This window comes from Streptomyces sp. NPDC045778 (assembly GCF_056431945.1).
On sequence record NZ_JBWKJZ010000028.1, the window covers coordinates 62,295 to 80,328 of the forward strand.

The 18,034-nt window shown below is 67.5% G+C and carries 14 protein-coding genes and 2 pseudogenes; 9 read left to right on the forward strand and 7 right to left on the reverse strand.

Annotated elements, in window-relative coordinates:
* Window positions 1-155: 155 nt before the first annotated feature.
* The 6 genes and pseudogenes from AC07GB_RS29885 to AC07GB_RS29910 form a co-directional block, all read right to left on the reverse strand.
* Window positions 156-1,406 (reverse strand): MFS transporter, encoded by a 1,251-nt coding sequence (locus tag AC07GB_RS29885; protein WP_478850892.1) that lies wholly within the window; start codon window positions 1,404-1,406, stop codon window positions 156-158.
* A gap of 5 nt (window positions 1,407-1,411) precedes the next feature.
* Window positions 1,412-2,662, reverse strand: coding sequence for an ATP-grasp domain-containing protein (locus tag AC07GB_RS29890; RefSeq protein WP_478850827.1), 1,251 nt, complete (start codon window positions 2,660-2,662; stop codon window positions 1,412-1,414).
* Window positions 2,663-2,786: 124 nt separating this feature from the next.
* The gene (locus AC07GB_RS29895; RefSeq protein WP_478850829.1) at window positions 2,787-3,806 is read right to left on the reverse strand and encodes a GNAT family N-acetyltransferase; all 1,020 of its coding nucleotides are present in this window, start codon (window positions 3,804-3,806) and stop codon (window positions 2,787-2,789) included.
* A gap of 595 nt (window positions 3,807-4,401) precedes the next feature.
* Window positions 4,402-4,509: pseudogene (locus AC07GB_RS29900) on the reverse strand (IS5 family transposase); the annotation flags it as partial.
* 238 nt (window positions 4,510-4,747) lie between these two features.
* A complete protein-coding gene (locus AC07GB_RS29905) occupies window positions 4,748-5,320 on the reverse strand; it encodes a S1 RNA-binding domain-containing protein (RefSeq protein WP_478850831.1) in 573 nt (190 codons plus the stop codon).
* A gap of 46 nt (window positions 5,321-5,366) precedes the next feature.
* Window positions 5,367-6,488: an IS630 family transposase gene (locus AC07GB_RS29910; protein WP_478850833.1), complete on the reverse strand. Its 1,122-nt coding sequence runs from the start codon at window positions 6,486-6,488 to the stop codon at window positions 5,367-5,369.
* Window positions 6,489-7,091: 603 nt separating this feature from the next.
* Between AC07GB_RS29910 and AC07GB_RS29915 the strand changes: the two genes are divergently transcribed.
* The 8 genes and pseudogenes from AC07GB_RS29915 to AC07GB_RS29950 all read left to right on the forward strand — a co-directional run bounded on the left by AC07GB_RS29915 (window position 7,092) and on the right by AC07GB_RS29950 (window position 15,272).
* On the forward strand, window positions 7,092-8,036 hold the full coding sequence (locus AC07GB_RS29915; RefSeq protein ID WP_478850835.1) for a GNAT family N-acetyltransferase: 945 nt from the start codon (window positions 7,092-7,094) through the stop codon (window positions 8,034-8,036).
* A gap of 366 nt (window positions 8,037-8,402) precedes the next feature.
* Window positions 8,403-8,621 (forward strand): hypothetical protein, encoded by a 219-nt coding sequence (locus tag AC07GB_RS29920; protein WP_478850837.1) that lies wholly within the window; start codon window positions 8,403-8,405, stop codon window positions 8,619-8,621.
* Between the two features lie 327 nt (window positions 8,622-8,948).
* On the forward strand, window positions 8,949-9,695 hold the full coding sequence (locus tag AC07GB_RS29925) for an ABC transporter ATP-binding protein (RefSeq protein WP_478850839.1): 747 nt from the start codon (window positions 8,949-8,951) through the stop codon (window positions 9,693-9,695).
* Complete coding sequence (locus AC07GB_RS29930; RefSeq protein ID WP_478850841.1) at window positions 9,692-12,211, forward strand: FtsX-like permease family protein; 2,520 nt, start codon at window positions 9,692-9,694, stop codon at window positions 12,209-12,211. Before AC07GB_RS29925 ends, AC07GB_RS29930 begins: the two co-directional genes overlap by 4 nt.
* A gap of 71 nt (window positions 12,212-12,282) precedes the next feature.
* Complete coding sequence (locus AC07GB_RS29935) at window positions 12,283-13,542, forward strand: sensor histidine kinase (protein WP_478850843.1); 1,260 nt, start codon at window positions 12,283-12,285, stop codon at window positions 13,540-13,542.
* Window positions 13,530-14,177, forward strand: a complete 648-nt coding sequence (locus tag AC07GB_RS29940; protein WP_478850845.1) for a LuxR C-terminal-related transcriptional regulator — start codon at window positions 13,530-13,532, stop codon at window positions 14,175-14,177. The genes AC07GB_RS29935 and AC07GB_RS29940 overlap by 13 nt, the downstream gene beginning before the upstream one ends.
* A 479-nt stretch (window positions 14,178-14,656) precedes the next feature.
* Window positions 14,657-14,914, forward strand: coding sequence for a hypothetical protein (locus AC07GB_RS29945; protein WP_478850846.1), 258 nt, complete (start codon window positions 14,657-14,659; stop codon window positions 14,912-14,914).
* An 8-nt stretch (window positions 14,915-14,922) separates the two neighbouring features.
* Window positions 14,923-15,272: pseudogene (locus AC07GB_RS29950) on the forward strand (PIN domain-containing protein).
* A gap of 529 nt (window positions 15,273-15,801) precedes the next feature.
* On the opposite strand, the gene AC07GB_RS29955 reads toward AC07GB_RS29950, so the two are convergent.
* Window positions 15,802-16,389 carry a hypothetical protein gene (locus AC07GB_RS29955; protein WP_478850848.1) on the reverse strand — a complete coding sequence of 196 codons (588 nt, stop codon included), beginning with the start codon at window positions 16,387-16,389 and terminating at the stop codon, window positions 15,802-15,804.
* Window positions 16,390-16,740: 351 nt separating this feature from the next.
* Between AC07GB_RS29955 and AC07GB_RS29960 the strand changes: the two genes are divergently transcribed.
* On the forward strand, window positions 16,741-17,526 hold the full coding sequence (locus AC07GB_RS29960) for a bestrophin-like domain (protein WP_478850849.1): 786 nt from the start codon (window positions 16,741-16,743) through the stop codon (window positions 17,524-17,526).
* Window positions 17,527-18,034 lie beyond the last annotated feature (508 nt).

Genomic DNA, 18,034 nt, shown 5'->3' on the forward strand with positions numbered 1-18,034 from the left:
GCCCTCGCGTTGTGGCGCACCTGAGTCGGTGGTTGGGGCGCTGCCGGGCTGCGGCCGAGACACAGCGAGAAACAACCGTTGAGCGCACCAGGGCGGCTGGCCGCGAATTTTGCGATGTTGGATTATTGAAGCGGCATTGCCAACGACCCCGATCGCTAAGAAACGTGACTGGCCTCTGGCCGCAGCGTGCGTGAAATTGGGCGGCAGCACATCGCTGCCACCGCCCCCGACGCCGCACAGACGAACCAGATCGAGTTCGGCCAATTGGAGTTTACGAGAAGTATTCCCAGTGGAGGAGCACTGTAGTTGGCGGCGCCGTACAGGGATGAGGAAATACCGCTGTACTGGCCAAGTCGATCGTCCGGAGCGACCTTGATCAACAACGGCTGATAACTTGCCCCGTAGAAACATTCGCCGACAGTGAATATAACGCAGAAAGCGAAGATCGCGGTTGTCCCCAGGGCTCCGCGGAACGACGACCCCATCCCCACCACGAAAGCCAGAGCCCAGAGTCCTCCGGCAAAGGAAAGCAGGTAACCATCAGATAGGTGCCTGCCGAGGCGGACAACCAGCGGTTGAATCAGTACGATCCCTAGAGAGTTGACGATGAAGAAGCTGCTGATCACCGTCGTCGACTGATCAAGGCGCACACTGAGGAGCAGGGGTATGACGGACTGTATTTGGGAGAGGCCGGCGGCCACGAGCAGCGTCTGCACAACCAGGAGGAGCTTGAAGTTCGGGTCCAGGTCTCGCCGCTGCTTGCGCAAAGAGGAACTCTGCTCAGGGGTGTCCCTCGCCTGGTGCCAGCTCACAGGAGATTTACCGGACAGGGCTATGCAGAACAGTACCAGCAGGATGAGGTACGACAGGCCGTTCATAAAGTAGAGGGTCTGAAATTCTGCGGTGTCTGCGTTCTTCAGCAGCAGTGCCGAGAGCCCAGCACCGGCTCCCAGGCCCAGGTTATTGATCACGTATCGTGCAGAAAATGCCTTCCGTAGCTGGGCCGGAGGGCAGAGTGCACTGATCGTTGGCGAGAGCACCGCGAAGAACGATCCACCACCGAGGCCAATCAGGCAACAGGACGCGAAGATGAGATAATCGGACCCTGCGGATCCGATGAGTCCATAGCCGCAGGCCTGAGCAATCAATCCGAAGATTCCCACGACGCGTGGGCCACGCCGATCGATGAAGGATCCGGATACAAGGCTCCCGAGCACGTTTCCCACGGCTATGAGTGCGAGCGCGGACGCGGCCCCTGTCCCGCCCGCGCCCTGCACCTCCTGCACGTAGACCGCCAGGTATGGGTACACCATGCCTGATCCGACGGCAGACAACAGGTAGCCGGCGAAAAGGAAAAGCATAGGCCTGCCGAGGCGCGCCTCGCTTTTTTCGCTCCCGGGCTTCACGAAGTTCAAGCCTCGTCCTTTGCGGTCAGAACCGTTATATGGTCCTTCACCCAGCCCACGCGCTCTTCAAGCATCGGGTAGGACTCCGCAGTGATCACCACATGGCCGATCCTGTCGGCAGAATTTCGCATCCCGGAGATATTGGAGCCCAACGGGGCCGATATCCTGCGGTCTGCGATCCAGTCCACGGAGTCACACGAGTCAAGACCTCGCACAGCTACCAGACGGCCTTCGGTACCGCCAAGAAAGTGCACGGCGGCAACGCCCTGCGGGCGTAAGTTCATCGATAACTCATCGCCGACGAGAAGTCGCACCAGAGTGTCGGCCAGATTCATTCCGTAAACGGAAGCCATCAGTCGAGACAGACTGCCTCCGGGGTAGCGGACCGCGCATTCAATGAAATGCGGACCAGATTCGGTCCATATCCATTCTGAATGGACAATTCCATCGGCTACTCCGACAGCTTCCAGGAACCGATGCTCGGCTTTACGCAGTGCCTCAGCCACGTCTTCGGAAATCGGTGCGGGGACGACATGGCCTGTAGGGCTGAAATGATCCGGCGAGCTCATCGTCTTCAGGGTCGTGTTCGAGAAGATGATGCTGCCGTCCTGGATCAATGACTCGACCGAGAACTCGCCGAGGCCGACCACCAGGTCTTCCACCATGTAGTCCCAATGCAACTCACGGTTGCCGGTCAACCCTCCCTGCCCATGCGAGGAAACGGCCTGGGCCCAGCCCGCCTCGATGCCGTCGGCGGAGTCGATACGAACGACCCCGAGGGAAGCGTGTCGGTTGCGGGGCTTGAGGACGACGGGAGAGCCGGCCATGAAGGAGCGGACGTCTGCCGGGGAGCGTACGGCGGCGAATCGCCCTTTCGTCAGGCCGCAGTTCGTGCTGATCTCGCGCATGGCGAGCTTGTCGGTACAGACCTGCGCCGCAGTTGGGCCCGGGCCCTTCAACCCGAGGCGTGTGGCGATCAGCTGTGCGGCCGGCACGCCGTATTCCCGTCCGGCCACCACGGCTTGGAAGGGATCGGTATTGAACCAGTGGACGCCCACCTCGGCGGCTTCCAGGCTCTGTTGATACGAGCCTGGCCGCATGCTTATCCGAGGGTCGTCACGCCAGCGAGGTGGCAGCGATTCGAGGATGTCACTCTCTTCGATGACCAGTACTCGATGGCGTGGGTGAGCTTCCAGCAACTCTTCCACGAGGTCGCTGAAGAAGCCGACCGCAAGGATCACTAATGGGCTTGCCATTCGATTTCTCTCTCTTGCGTAGGCGGCTTATCGCACGGTTACCGATGCAGCGACAAAGAGACTTGGCCGGATGCTCTGTCGCCCCATGAACACGGTCGGATTCATCGCTGTTCGGAAAGGTAGCTCATCGATGCCACGTGGAAACATCGACAATTTTGCATCCACGCCTTTGTTTCGCTGTTACGGAGCCGACGCCGTAATCGATTTCCTTGATACTGTTTCGATACGCCCACTCAATAGGGGCATGGAAGAAGCACTCGAAGTACGGGCTGTTCCTGTTGTCGAATTCTGCAAATCCAGTGCACAGTGAATGGAGGGTTTCGTTCCCGGCGAAGAACATGGCGAAGCCGGTACACTCCTGCCCCTGGTGGCTGCGTACGACAAGGCCGTTCTCGCCCAATGAATCAAGTAGTCCCTGGAAGAGGCGACGTGTTCCCTCGGCGTCGAAAGGCTGTCCGTACTTAATTTTATTGAGGCCCTGGAGTGCAACGAGATCTTCACCAGCAGCTCCAGGGCCTGTCGTAATTGAAATTCTCTGCCGACTCTCCCTGAACATGGTCCGGTCTCGCCGCGCGTTGCGTCTCTGATTAGAATTGAGACTGTCCAGATAGGCGTCGTAGGAGTCACCTCGCACTTCCAGGAAAGCGCGCTTGTACGTTTTCTCTTCCTGGAACCCCAGCTCCCTCAGGGCGTCGAGCAGACCTGGCACAGGAGCGTGAGGTAAGAAGTTGACCGCACACCTTGCCGGACTGCTGTCGCGCGTAGCGATTGCAGCGTCCAGGTGGCCGACAAGCCTTGAGGAATCGAACGTGTCTCCCGGCGCCGCCAGAATTGGTGAATGGAGTCCGACGCGCGCACAGTTGAGCGTCCACCCGGCTTCGCTGCGTTGATGAGCATCGTCGAACCGTGCCAGGAGGGAGTCGATGTTGTAGTAGGGCGACGGATCAGTGGAGTCGGTTGCCTGCCAAGCAATCGCAGATCGAAGCGCCCCCTTGTCGAACTCTACCGTCACTAGGGCATCGCCTGACGGTTGTGCCTCAGTCGCGGCCAGCCAGTTGTGTGTATCGAAGAGGAGTCCACGCGCCAGCTGATCCCACTGCTGGGAATCGATATCCCTGACCGAGCCAAGTGCCTTGAATTCCACGAAAGACCTCTTTCCCGTTATGGATCCCAGCGTTCCGTTTCCCGGGCCCCCAAGTGAGCGCAGGATGTTGTGACTCAGGCTTGCTGAAGCGGAGTGGCTCACGGCACGGTGAGTTGCACGGGCAGGCGAAGGAGGCGCTGGCATATGGGTCGGTTCGCGAGGACGCTCTGATGCATGTCTCGGATCCCCCATCCGGCCGATTGCAACTGCAACCTACTGAGACGCTACACCTACTGTTGCGCCTCATGCCAGATGGATATGTAGAGTGACCGAAAACCTTCGGTCAGGATTACTGCTACGTTCCCAGTTCGGGTGGGTGAGTGTTCTGCCGCCCGATCGCAACGCGGCAGCCCGGCATACCGTGAATCAGCTGGTCTTGGCCCGGGCAGCCCCGCCTGATCCATCAATCCGGGTCAAGCCGCTCCCGCCGGTCGGTTGCCGTGTGAACCCGCTGACGATCTCTGGGCCCCGGACGAGTCGGTGTCGACGGAGTGAAAACTGGACAGCCTGGTCTCCGTAGCCCGAGCTCGGGGCTCCCAAGTCGGCCGTGCAAGAGCCCTCGGCTCAGAGGTCGCTTCATCCTGATGCTTCATCCCTAGTTGCGGCTTTGGGGCGCTGATGTCGGGTCGCGCCAGGAAATGCTGGCTTCGCCAGTGAGGCGGCGGGCCATCAGGTCGGTCATGGCGAGAGGGATCATGGCCTCGAAGCAGCCCAGCAACTACAGAAGGTGGCACTTCGCACCCCGGCGGAGGTCAAGCCGAGTTGTCGGCCGAGGTCAACGACCACGAACAGCAAGGCAATCTGGAACTGGTCCTGTCCGAGTTCCGCAACTGCTAGTGCTGTGACCGCAAAGGTTCACCGGCCTGGGCGTGTGTCTTCCTTTGGCTGAGCAGACGTTCAGGAGCACTCGGGCAAGGGAACCGTCGCAGGAACGCAGTGCGTCATACGCCGGCGGATGAGCCTTGTCGTCGGGAGAGGGATAGCCTGCGTCGCTCTCGGTCGATCTCGGTGACGACCACCGTGATCTCGTCGCCGACCTGGACGACATCTGCTGGAGTCTCCACCGGTGTCCAGGCGAGCTCTCGCAGGTGAACCAGTCCCTCGATCCCGTCGGCGACCTGGACGAAGACGCCGAACGGGATCAGCTTGGTGACCTGGCCAGGCAGTTTCTGCCCCACCGCAGTCGTGTCGGCGAATAGCTGAAAGGGGTCTGGCTGTGTGGCCTTCAAGGACAGTCTGGCCTCCAGGTTCCATGTGTCGAACTGGAGGAACTCGCATGAGACGCGCTGCCCGACCTGCACGACGTCGGTGGCTGCCTCGAAGCGACGCCAGGTCAGTTCAGCGAAGGAGATGAACCCGACGCCGGGGAAGACCGGATGGTCGGGTCCGTCGTCCAGCGCCACGAACACGCCGAACCGTTCGATCGCTGTGACGGTGCCGGAAAGGAACTCGCCGCGGTGCAATGACTCCAGGAATGCCCAGAGTTCTGGGTTGTCAGACGGTCCACCCATCATGCTCCAAGCCTTTCACGAGGAGCTTCGCACCGGGTAGGAAGTGCGCTCACGCTGCGGTCTTGAGGGGACGTCCGCCCCAGCGAATGCCCTTCTCGCTGCGGATGCGGGCGCGTTCCTTGCGCTCGGCGGCCAGGACGTCGCGGTGGCGGGCGTTGGCGTTGCGCCAGCGCAGGTAGGCGTGCAGGGCCCGTGTCTGGACGGTGTGGTTGGAGTGGTGGGAGTTGGCGATGGTGAACTGCCGCAGCGGTCCGAAATGCGCCTCGATCGGATTCGCCCAGGATGCATAGGTCGGGGTGAAGCACAGCTCGACCTTGTTCTTCCCCGCCCAGCGACGGATGTCGGCGCTTTTATGGGCGGACAGGTTGTCCAGGATCACGTAGATCGGGGCGCCGTCGGGCCGGGCGGCACGGATCGACTTCAGCGTGGCCAGCGTGTTGGCGGCACCCTTTCTGCTGCGGTTGACGCCCCACAGGGTGTCGTCGCCGACCGAGTAGCAGCCGTGGAAGTACCGCACGCCGTGAGTGCGGTGGTAGGTGGCGGGCAGCCGGTCGGGACGATTCTGCTCGGTCCAGCCCGAGTCCGCGGTGGGACGGATCCCGAGCGGGCCGAACTCGTCGAAGGCGAAGACCCGGTCGGGGAATCGGTCCAGGACCTCCTCGATCCGGACCAGCTTCGCCTCGCGGTCGGGGTCCGGGGATTCCTTCCACGTCTTGGTGCGCTGGAAGGTCACGCCGCGGCGGGCGAGCAGGCAGCGTAACGCCTCGCGGCCGATCCGGATCACGTGGCCGTGGACTTTGCGCAGGTAGGCGACGAGCTTGCGCAGGGACCAATGGGTGAAGGGCTGGCCGAGTTTGATCGGGCGGGTGGTGGCCGTCTGGATGACGAAGTCCTCGTCGTCAGGGCTGAGTTGGCGGGGGCGGCCTCCCGCCCACTGAGGGTCCAGGCAGGCCAGGCCGATCTCGTTGAAGCGGTGGATCACGTCCCGGACGGTGTCCTCGTCGGCCTGCACCAGCTGGGCGATCACGGGCACCCGGTTCCCGCCGACCGAGGCCAGCAGCATCATCGCCCGCCGATAGCGCACTGAGTTAGTGCTGCCCAGACGCACGATCTGCTGCACCTTCTGCCCCTCCTGGTCGGTCAGTCTGCGCACACGGACAGGCTCGGCCACCGCGCCTCCAGCGGTCGGATTGGACGTCACCGCACATCCAACCGCCACGACCACCAACCCGGCGAACCTATGCGGTCAGAGCACTAGTAAGGCACTATCCCGGTGGGTCCCGGGGCCCGCGGCTTCCCTCAGACCTTCGCCAGCATCGATGAGAAGCTCGAGGCAGCAGCAGTGCCGAAGATTCAGCGCGGCGACCGCGACGTGCTCAACCTCCTGACCAGACGCGTCACGGTCGTTCACCTTGGGCCCGCGCACTACTGCTGGGTCACCGACCCGTCCCCGGCACCCCCGCCGACCGCCTGCTTCGGGATGTATGACTCGGCCCGTTGCCCGCGGACCATCAGTGATCGGAACCTGCAACTGCTAGCCCGGGACTCGCTGCCCGGCGCTGTCGGAAGCAGGGTGGTCGAAAAGGGTTTGCGGATGAGCGTTGCAGCTGGATAGACGTTACCGCTGGACCCCCACCACGAGGGTTGAGGGCCACGACAGCGAGAGGAGGGATAGGCCATGATCCCCATGATCACCGCGCTTATGTCCTCCCGGGATGCGGACCACGTCTGACCCCGGAACGGACGGGCGCCTTCACCGGAGCGTGCCTTGACCATGAAAACGAACGACCTCACCATGCGTCCGATCACCGGGCGCGAAGAACTCGATCTGTTCTCCCAACTGCCCTACGTCCTCAATGAGGAACTGGCGGACGACCTTGCCGACGGCCGCCGACGTCCGGAGTGGATGTGGGTCGCCCTGCGCGGCGACCGGGTGCTGGCCAGGGTGGCCTGGTGGTGCCGCTCGGCCGGCGATGCACCGCTCATCCTGGACATCTTTGACATCGACGACAGCACCTCGGGCTCCGATCACGTGGACATCGGGGTGCGACTTCTGCACACGGCGATGGCCGCTATCCTCCCGGACGGGTCGCGTCGCCCCGGGTACAGCCGTTTCGTTCCGCCGGACTGGCGTGAGAACGCGGTGACGAGGCGAGCCGTCGAAGACCGCATGACGGTACTTGAACGGACCGGTGCCCGGCTCTTCGTCGAACGACTGCGCCTGGAATGGCGTCCGGAATCGCCAGTTCCCGAGCCCAACGGACGCCTCGCCTTCCGGCCGGTCCACGACAGCGAGGAACTCGTCGCTCTGATGGCCTCGGTTCTGGACGGGACGTTGGACGCGCATGGCCGTGACGACCTGACCAGGATGTCCGTGCGCGAAGCGGCCACCCGGCATTACGAGGCCGAACTGGCGCGTTACACGAGCCCACGGGACTGGTGGCGCATCGCGACACTGCCTGATGGGGAGCCAGTGGGGTTCGTCATCCCGGCCCGCAACGACTACAACCCGATCATCGCCTACATCGGAGTCCTGCCCGCACACCGCGGCAACGGCTACATCGACGACATCCTCGCCGAGGGCACCCGAGTCCTCGCAGGGCAAGACGTCCCCCGCATCCGCGCGTCCACAGACCTCGGCAACATTCCGATGGCGAACGCCTTCCGGCGCGCCGGTTACATCAATTTCGAGCGTGAGATCAACATGACCTGGAGCTGATCGAGCGTGGGAGCGGGGGCTCCGCAGACGGCGGTGCCCCCTCCCGATGCCCTGAGCGCGCCGCAGCGCTCCGGCGCTGTCTGCGTGTGGTGCCGGCACGAGCGGGGCCCCGCTCCCTGGCCACCGCTCACCTCGATGCCCGGCGCCGGGCAGGCGAAGAGCCGGCGTGGGGTGCGCGGAATGCCAGGCCGGGGCGGGCGGGACCACGTGCGCCGCGGCGCACCCGACCGTGCGGCCACGTACGTACGGCACCTCGGCGCGGCCTGCGGGGATGGTGGCGCCGGACTGTGAACGGGCGTTCTATGTCCGGGAAGAGGCAAGTCCGCTACCGTCTAGGAGCTTTCGGAATGGAAGGTCTCATATCTCATGTCCGACGATCCATTGCGCGCCGTGGCGGAGGTCGTGGAGCACGACCTGGACCCGGAGTACGCGCAGTGCAAGGCGTGCAAGTCCAGACTGGCCATCGTGGTCAGCGAGGACACCCAATCCCCCCCGTCCGGCGGACGGCCCATCATCCGCGCGCGGGGCGTGTGCACCCAATGCGGCCCCGACGGCCAGGAACGGCCCTACGCCCCCGGGCGATGACCTGCCCCACCCCGGGGTGCGGCGGGACCATGACGAAGCACGGCGACCGGTATCAGTGCCCCAAGTGCGGCGCGTTCCTCTGACCTGGGGCCACGGAGCACCAGCCGCGGGGCGAAGCGCCCTACAGCAGCTCGCCCTGTTTCTCAGAACCCATGGGTTCACGGCGTAGCGCCTGAAGTCACGTGAGCACGGCTCACCAAGCAGTCACCCGACCTTCTGCTTCGCTGCCTGTGGCCGTTCGCCTGGAGAGAAGGTAGGGCTACCCCTACCTTCAAGTTACGCGTGGGCCATGTAGGCGGGCGCTCTCGTTCTGGCGAGGCTGGGAGCATGTACCTCGCGGGAGATCCGGTGGCGGCTGCGGTCGAGCTGGAAGATGTGTCGAAAACCTACCCCGGCGGTGGCGGGACGCCCGCGCTGCGGGGAGTCAGCGCGCGGCTGGCGGCAGGAACGTTCTCGGCGGTGATGGGCCCTTCCGGATCCGGGAAGACCACGCTGCTGAACTGCTCCGCGGGTCTTGAGCGCCCCAGCGCCGGGCGGGTCCGGCTGGCCGGGGAGGACATCGGTGTGCTGCGTGAGCCGGCGTTGACTCGAGAGCGCCGTCGCCGGGCGGGTTTCGTGTTCCAGTCGTTCAACCTGATTCCGGCCTTGTCGGTGTGGCAGAACGTGCTGTTGCCACAGCACCTGGCCGGAGTGCGCCCGGACCGGCGCTGGGCGGAAGAAGTCCTGGCCCGTGTGGGGCTCTCCGGGCGCAAGCACGCGCGGCCTGACCAGCTCTCGGGCGGTCAGCAGCAGCGGGTGGCGGTCGCGCGGGCGCTGGCCGGGCGCCCGCAGGTGCTGTTCGCGGACGAGCCGACCGGAGCACTCGACCTGTCGGCAGGGCATGAGGTGCTGGCGCTGCTCCGGGAGGCGGTGGACGAGCTGGGTCAGACGGTGGTGATGGTCACGCATGACCCGGCCGCCGCTGCCTGGGCGGACCACGTCCTTTTCCTCGCCGACGGCCGGGTTCACTCCTGCCTTGAGGATGTCTCGGCCGCGCAGGTCGCCGCGGTACTGACGGAGCTGAGTGCCCGATGATCCGTCTCGCTCTGGCCACGGTGCGCCACCGCTGGTGGTCCTTCGCCGGGACCTTCGCCGGCACAGCCCTGGCGGTGGCACTGGTTGCCGCTTGCGGCACGCTGCTGTTCTCCGCGCTGTCCTCCCCGGCCGGAGCCGACCGGTACACCGCTGCGGACGCCGTGGTCAGCGCACAACGCCAGGTGAGCGTGCACGAAGAGGGCAAGACCAAGAGCCGCCCGTTGTCCGGTGCGCCCGCGCTGCCCGGGGATGTGGCCGACCGGCTGGCCGGGGTGCCCGGAGTCGCGCAGGTGACCAAGGACGTGTCGTTCTACGCCCAGCCTTTGACGACCGGGGGAAAGCCAGTCGGCGGCGGCTCGGGCGGGGCGCCGGTGATGGGGCACCCCTGGACGTCGGCGCCCCTGACTCCCTTCCGACTTCTCAGCGGGCACGCACCCCGCAACGGCGAGGTGGTACTCGACGCAGGACTGGCCCAGCGCGCCGACGCACACCCTGGGGGCCGGGTGCGCATGGCCCTGCCGCAGGAGGTCACCTCGTTCCGTGTCGCCGGCATCGTGGTCGGCCCCCGGGAGTCGCAGCTCTCCTCGCAGGGCGCGGTGTTCTTCTCCGCCTCGGACGCACGGCGCCTGGCCCAGCCCGGTGATGCGAGCGCGCTCGCCCTGCGCTTTTCGCCGGGTGCTGACAGCAGCGAGGTACTGGACGACGTTCGGTCGGCCGCTGGAGCGGGGGTGCGGGTGCTCACCGGCGAAGAGCGGGTACAGGCCGACGCGCCGAGCGTGCTGGTCAGCTATGCAGGCGCGGTCGGAGTGTTCGGTTCGATGGCTGGCATCACCGTGTTCGCCGCCCTGTTCGTCATCGCCGGAACCATTGCCTTCGCTGCCCGGCAGCGGCTGCGTGAGCTGGCCCTGCTGCGTACCCTGGGCGCCACGCCGCGCCAGGTGCGCCGACTGCTGGGCCTGGAAGCGTGGGCCGTGGGCATGGCCGCCGTCGTGGTGGGGGTTCCGCTGGGACGGTGGCTCGCGGGCTGGATGCGCGACCGCTTCGTGGCCACCGGCGCCGTTCCGGCCTCCCTCGAGGTGGACGGCGGTGTGTGGCCGCTGCTGATCGCGGCCGGTTCCGGCGTGGGGGTGGCGCGGCTGGCGGCGTACTTCGCCGCACGGCGGGTGGCCCGGATCGCGCCGGCGGAGGCGATGCGGCAGTCGGCCGCGGCCCCGGCAGGCGGCAGGGTCTGGCGGCTGTTGACCGGAACGGTGCTCATCGCGGGGGCAGCGGCGGTGCTGGTGTTCACGCCGATGCGCGGCGGGATCGGCGTGGGCATGGGCTTCATCGGCTGCGCTCTTCTGATCTGTGCCGCTGCCGCCCTGGGGCCGTGGCTGGTGCGGACGGTGGGCGCCGTGCTGGGCGGCCTTCTGCCGGGAGCGACCGGCCGTCTGGCCGCTGCCAACACCCGGCGCTTTCCGCTGCGGGCGGCGGGGGCTGCCATGCCGTTGGCGCTGCTGTTCGCTCTGAACGCCACCATGCTGCTGAACTCCACCCTGCTCAGCGACCTCACCGACCAGGCCGGCCGGGCCCGGGTCGCCGCTGCCCGCGAGACCCTGACCGCCGCAGACGTTCCCGGTCTGCCGCTGGGTGCCTATGAGGAGGCGGCCAGGACGCCGGGAGTACGGGATGTGGATGCGACCGTGCCGAGCGAGGTCATGGTCCGCAAGGGTGGCAAGCCGCAGCATTACCCCGCTCAGGGCCTGTATCGCACCGGAGACGGCGTACTGGACCTGAAAGTCACCAGCGGTTCCCTGAACCGGCTCGCCGACGGGGTGGCAGTCAGCACGGACCTGGCCGGCACCCAGCACTGGCGGGTGGGTGACACGGTCGGGTGGTGGCTGCCGGACGGCACCCGCGTAGCGCGGCCGGTGATCGCCCTGTACGCCCGTTCCGCCGGGTTCGGCGACATGCTGCTGCCCGGCCCGCTGGTCGCCGCACACACCGCCCGCCCCCTGCTGTCAGCCGTCCACCTCGGCCAGGCCCCCCACCCGGCGGCCATGACAAAGCTGAGGTCCCAGCTCCCGCACCTGACCGCGAACGGCCCCGCGGCCGACAACCAGCCGGACGCCGAAGCCACCTCCCAGCGGGCGGCACTGCGCCTGCTGACCGGCATTTCCCTCGTCTTCACGGCCGTCGCCGTCCTCAACACCTTCGCCATGGCCGCCCTCGGCCGCCGCGGTGAGTACGCCGCTCTGCGGCTGCTGGGCGCCACCGCCCGGCAGGTACGGGCGATGGCCGCGCGTGAAGCGGTGCTGACTGTCGCCGTCGGCCTCGTGGTCGGTGCGGGGATCACCGCGGTGGTCGTGGGAACCTTCAGCAGTGCCCAGGACGGCCAGTGGCGCGTGCTGGTCGATCCTCTCTGGTACATGGGGCTGCTGGCCGGTACCGGCCTTCTCGGTCTGGCCGCCGCCGCCCTGCCCACCCGCCTCGTCCTGCGCTCCGCGTCGGCAGGCGGCGGACGGAGCGAGCAGTGAAGGCGACACACCAGGCGACGACCGAGCCCCGTGCCACCGGGGCGGGGCCGGGCGTTCGTAGAGTGCGGGACATGATCCAGCGAGGGCGGGACATGGTCCAGCGCACCGTCCGGTCTCTGCGGTATCTGCTGCTGGGCCTGGCTTCGGGTGTCGGGGCGTTGGTGACCGTCGTCGCCGGGGTCACCGGCTGCGCGGTCCTGGCCGTCACCCACCTGGGCGCCCCCGCCTTCGTGGCCACGAACTCCGTGGTGCGCTGGCTCGCCGGACTCGAACGCCGCCGTGCCGCCCTCATCCTGGCCGCCCCCATCCCGGCTCCCTACCCGCTGACGGAGGCCGCGACCGTCACCGGCCGGGCCCGGCAGCAGGCCGTGCACCCGGCCACCTGGCGGGACGCGGCCTGGCTGACGATCCTCTTCCCGCTGACCCTGGCCTGTTTCGTTGTCGCCGTGGTGGTCCTGGCCGTGGACCTGGCGGCCCTCACCTCACCGGCCTGGGCCTGGGCCCTGCCGACGGCCCGCCGCGGCGACCTCGGGTTCATCACCGTGACCACTGTGCCGCGCCGGGTGCTGACGGCCCTGGCCGCCCTGATCGCGCTGCCCCTCATCACCCGCCTGGTCCGCGCCCTGGCCACCGGGCAGGCAGCACTGGCCGCCGGGCTGCTCAGGCCCGGCCGCACCCAGCAGCTGACCGAACGCACCGACCAACTGGCCCGCACCCGCAGCCGGGCCATCGACGCGCAGGCCGCCGAACTGCGGCGCATCGAACGCGATCTCCACGACGGCGCCCAGGCCCGCATCGTCGCCCTCGGCATGACCCTGGCCCTGGCCGAGCGACGCCTCAAAACCCTGGGACCTGCTGCTGATCACGCCCGCGCCGACGTGGCCGCAGCCCGCGCCGACGTCCATCTCGCCCTGGACGAACTGCGCCACCTCGTGCGCGGCATCCACCCCCCGATCCTGACCGACCGCGGCCTGGACGGTGCCCTGACCGCCCTCTTCGCCGACCACCCCCTGCCCATCACCTCCGACATCCGTGTGCCGCGCCGCATGGCACCCGCGCTGGAGGCCGCTGCCTACTTCCTGATCGCCGAGGCCCTCACCAACATCACCAAGCACGCCCACGCCACCACCGCCACCGTCGCGGTCCACGTCCGCCCCGACGGCACCCTGTCCGTCGCCGTCACCGACGACGGACACGGCGGAGCCGACCCGGGCGGCTCCGGCCTGACCGGACTGCGCCGCCGCATCGAAGCTCTCGACGGCACCCTCACCCTCACCAGCCCCAGCGGGGGCCCCACCACCGTGCACGCGGAGATCCCATGCGCCTTGTAATCGCCGAAGACCTGCTCCTGCTGCGCGAAGGACTCATCCGCCTGCTCGCCGCCACCGGCCACGAGGTCCTGGCCGCCGTCGACTCCGCCCCCGACCTGATCGCCGCCGTGGACACCCATCACCCCGACCTGGCCCTGATCGACGTCCGCCTGCCCCCCGGCTTCCGCGACGAAGGGCTCCGCGCCGCCATCGAGGTCCGCGCCCGCCACACCCCCGCCCTGCCGGTGATCATCCTGTCGCAGTACGTCGAGCGCACCTACGCCGCCGAACTGCTGGCCGACGGCCGCGGCAGCGTCGGCTACCTCCTCAAGGACCGCGTCACCGACATCGACGCCTTCCTCGACGCCCTCGACCGCGTCGCCGCCGGCGGCACCGCCCTCGACCCCCAGGTCGTCGCCCAGATCTTCGCCCGCAACAGCCAGGACACCGGCATCGCCCGCCTGACCTCCCGCGAACACGAAGTCCTCGCCCTCATGGCCCAGGGACTGTCCAACTCCGCCATCGCCGAACGCCTCGTCCTGGCCCCCGTCTCCGTCGAGAAACACATCTCCAACCTCCTGGCCAAACTCGACCTCCCCCTCACCAACGACACCCACCGGCGCGTACAAGCCGTGCTCACCTACCTCAATGCTTGATCCGCCTGGCCCGTCACTTCACTGCCGTCACAGCCACACGAAGCCGATGCCGCGAACCTCGCGTCTGTTCTCGTACGTTGCCCCAGCTGCGACAAGGTCGCGCACGTCGTGGCCGGCCCGGAGTCCGGCCGGAGCGCACGATCCGGACCTCTTCGCGCCACGGTGTTTCCGCTGCCGGGGCTGTGGGACGAAGCGGAGGCGTGGATGTGTAACCTCGCACCGGGGCCGGTACGAGCCGGCCCCAGACCCGTACTTCGGCGTCCGCCTGCGGCTGCACCCGTCGGTCCTCCCGCGGGGAGGCCGGGAGAGACGGCGTGACCCGCGCCAAGATGACCCTGGTGAGCCAGGGCGGCGGCCCCGAGGTCCGCGGGTCACCGCTGCTGGCAGCACGGCGTTGGTCTCGCCGTATAACAGCCTCGTGACGGGACTCGTCGCTGGGTACGGGTACGTACCCGAACCCTTTTGGAGGGACCCCGCTGATGCCTGACGCCAACATCCGCATTCCCGAAGAAGCCCGCAACCGCCTCGCCGCTCTCGCCGCGGCGGAGGGCATGTCGTTGCGTGCCTACCTGGCCCGGCTCGCCGAAACCCTGCTCACCCCGCAGGAGCGGGCCGCGCGGGCCGAGCAGGCCCGGAGCGCGCTGAAGAAGTGGAACGGCTACGCGCCCACCCCCACTGAGGAGCAGGACCTCGACAGCGAGCTGGACCGCCGCCTGGCCCAGGCGGCCGCCCGGTGAGCGACGCCATGCACATCGTCCTGGACGACACCGCGATGGCCGCCGCAGGCCGGGGCAACGTGCTCGCCTCGCGCCTCATCCACCGCGCCCACGCCCAGACCGGCTGGTACCCCAGCGCGCACGCGGGGGCGTACAGCCCGGCACCGCGGAACACCTGGCCGCGCTGCCCGGCATCACGGTGCTCGACCTGGACCTTCCAGCCGCCTCAGCGGTGGCCGGGCAGAGCACCTGGGCGGCGGCTCACTGCCAGTACGCAGCCCAGCCCACTCCTGACCGCCCCGACGGCGCCGTCATCGCCACCACCGCACCAGACCGGTGGCTCGGCGAGCCGGTTCGTGTCCTGGACCTGACGCCTTGACCGAGCCGGCCGCTCCCGGCGGGCAGCCCGCCGTCGACGGGCTGAAGCTGTCCGGCGTCGGCCGCGCCCGCTGGACGACGACGCCACGACCGGGATGGTGACCGCATGAGCGAGCTGAGCGGCGTCGGCCTCGCTCCTCAGGCTCTGGTCGCGGCTCGGGAAGCGGCCAAAAGCAATGGTGCCGCCAAGAAGCACCGGCTGGCCGCTCGAGTTCGAACGTGGTGGTTGGCCTCGGCGTCAGGGGATGGCGAGCTTCGTGCCGTGCCGACGTGGTCGTCCCGCGCCTGTCCGGTCGGGTCGGTGTAGAGGGGCCGGTCGGAGCGGACCCGTACGAGGATATGCGCCGGGGCTCCGGTGAGTGCGAGGGCCAGCCGGACGGAGCCGTAGCCGGGTCAGGACGGACAGAGCCGAGCAGCGGCTACGGCAACTTCCGCTGCCTCCCCTCCGGATCCCGATGAGCCGCGCCCCGAGCGTCCAGCCAGCAGCTGGCCCGACCGTTTCCTCCTGACCTGCCGTTGGTCGGCTTCCGTCAGGCAGTGACGCCGAGTTCGGTGCGGCAGCGGTGGGTGAACTCGCGGACGGCTGCTTCGCGGCGCCAGGGGGCGAGGGCGGTGGTGAACTCGCGGACGTAGTCCTTGGCCCGGGAGGACTGGACCCGGGCGAGGATGTCGACGGAGCGGTGGCCGTGGTCGAGGTCGCGGGCCTGGAGATGGGAGGTCCCGACGATGGCGAGCCGCGTGCCGACGGAGCGGGTGAAGACCCCGGTCGGCATCGCGGCGGCCCGCTGGTTCCAGGTCAGGGAAGCCTTGGGGTTGTTCAGGTCGCGGAAGACCTCGGAGGCATCCGCAGACAGCCGCGCGTGGTGATAGAAGTCGATCCAGCCGGGTTCGTCGACGCTGTCCTGACGGGCCTGGTCGAGGAGGTTTTCGGAGGCGGCCAGGGCCCGTGAGGCGGCCCGCGCGTCGTTCTCGCGGGCGTGCGCGCGGGCCTCGATGAGCTTGGTGAACGCCAGCACTCTCGGGGCGGCCAGGCCTTTGGCCCGGGTGAAGGCGCCCTGGGTCCTGTCCAGGACGCCGACCTGCTGCTGCACCTGGCCGAGTGGCCCCAGTACTCCCACACCGACCCCCACCGCCTCGCCACCCGCACCGCAATCCCTCGCGTTATTGACGGCCGTGGAACCCTCCATGCCGATGCATGGCGGGCCGCCGGATGGAATTACCGGGCCCTGGGGCGCCCTTGAGGCCCTTCCCTCCACCACGGCCTGACCCTGGTGAAAGCCTGGTCGTGGGACCTTTGGAGGCTGCATTAGGCACCAACTCATCAGCCCATGACGAAATCCCTGGGCCCGCCGACCGCACGAAGGACTGATCGGCCCCGCCTCAGAAGGTGCGCTGAAGGTTCACCCATCCAGGTGTACCTAGCTCCCGCCTCGCATGGCGTGCGCGGCAGTCGAGCAGAAGAACTGGTAATGGAGATTTGGCTGTTGAACCACCTTTCCACTCCTTCTCTTGCTCTGATCATGGTGGGGGGCATTGTCGGCCTTGCCTTGTCGGGCAGCGTGCTGGTCTACCGGCGGCATCCCGCCCTCGCCGAGGGCCAGCACAACGACATGGTCGGTGCGGGGCTCGGCATGTTCGCAGCCATTTACGGAATCATCCTGGCCTTTGTCGTCGTCACCTTGTGGACCGAGGCGGACGAGGCCGAGACGGTGGTCGCCAACGAGGCCACATACCTGGCGCAGATGGTCCGGGACTCTCAAGCCTTCCCGCCCGCCCAGCGCGCGCAACTGGAGAGTGCCGTCAGTGCGTACGCCCATGCCGTGGCGCAGGTGCAGTGGCCCCTCATGCGCGAGGGCCGTCCCAAATATGGCGCCACCGAGGCGGCCATAGAGGACATGTTCGCCGCGCTGAATTCATTCGAGCCGAAGTCGGAGCGCGAGAAGGCGTTCTACCGTGAGATCATCAGCGATATCAACAGGGTCGTCGCGGAGCGCCGGGCCCGGATCACCAAGGCGCAGCAGTCGCTGCCTGGGCTGTTCAAGTTGCTGGCGTACGGGGGCGCGCTCGTGATCATCCCGCTCACCTTTCTTTACGGCAACAGGAGCAGACGCGTCCGGCTGCTGTTCGTCGGCTCGGTCGCCGCACTCGTCGCCTTCAGCCTCCTACTTGTCCTGGTCCTGGACCACCCGTTCTCCGGGGACATCAGCGTGCCACCGGATGCGTTCAAGGAGGGCGTACTGGCGAAGTTCTGGTGAACCCCACAGCGCGCATTCAGCAGCAGTTGGTCGGCTCGGCCAACTGCGGTCTGGGCATGGGCGTCCGGTGCAGGACGCGAGGGCGGCTTGTGCGGTCGGCGGGGTTTGGCCCCGAGCCACGGCGTGAGCGACGGCCACGATCTCGGCTGGGTGGGCGTCCATGAGCAGGTAGCCGTCGGCCCCTGCTGCCAGGTAGGCGTCGGCCCCTGCTGCCAGAGAGCATCGGCCCCCGCTGCCAGGGCCTAGAAGAGGCGGCAAGCGGGGCTGTCAGGCGCTGAACTCACGGCGGCACCACGCATCACGTACTCCACTCTGGCCGAAAAGTGATGTGCCCCACAGCGGAAAATCCGTATGAACGCGCAACGGTCCGCGGGTCATACTGAGTGCCATGGCGCCGACGGCCACATCCGTGGGTGCTTGCTGTTCGCTGCTGTGTGCGGGCCTCAAGTGCCTGGCCGAGCTGTCGCGTTCGACGGACCCCCGGGGTTCGTCGACGCCGAGGGGGGAC

Bases quoted from the DNA above. Each gene is read 5' to 3' on its own strand.
- AC07GB_RS29890 (WP_478850827.1), bottom strand. From the start codon at position 2,662: ATGGCAAGCCCATTAGTGATCCTTGCGGTCGGCTTCTTCAGCGACCTC.
- AC07GB_RS29905 (WP_478850831.1), bottom strand. From the start codon at position 5,320: ATGATGGGTGGACCGTCTGACAACCCAGAACTCTGGGCATTCCTGGAG.
- AC07GB_RS29915 (WP_478850835.1), top strand. From the start codon at position 7,092: ATGAAAACGAACGACCTCACCATGCGTCCGATCACCGGGCGCGAAGAA.
- AC07GB_RS29920 (WP_478850837.1), top strand. From the start codon at position 8,403: ATGTCCGACGATCCATTGCGCGCCGTGGCGGAGGTCGTGGAGCACGAC.
- AC07GB_RS29925 (WP_478850839.1), top strand. From the start codon at position 8,949: ATGTACCTCGCGGGAGATCCGGTGGCGGCTGCGGTCGAGCTGGAAGAT.
- AC07GB_RS29930 (WP_478850841.1), top strand. From the start codon at position 9,692: ATGATCCGTCTCGCTCTGGCCACGGTGCGCCACCGCTGGTGGTCCTTC.
- AC07GB_RS29935 (WP_478850843.1), top strand. From the start codon at position 12,283: ATGATCCAGCGAGGGCGGGACATGGTCCAGCGCACCGTCCGGTCTCTG.
- AC07GB_RS29940 (WP_478850845.1), top strand. From the start codon at position 13,530: ATGCGCCTTGTAATCGCCGAAGACCTGCTCCTGCTGCGCGAAGGACTC.
- AC07GB_RS29945 (WP_478850846.1), top strand. From the start codon at position 14,657: ATGCCTGACGCCAACATCCGCATTCCCGAAGAAGCCCGCAACCGCCTC.
- AC07GB_RS29960 (WP_478850849.1), top strand. From the start codon at position 16,741: ATGGAGATTTGGCTGTTGAACCACCTTTCCACTCCTTCTCTTGCTCTG.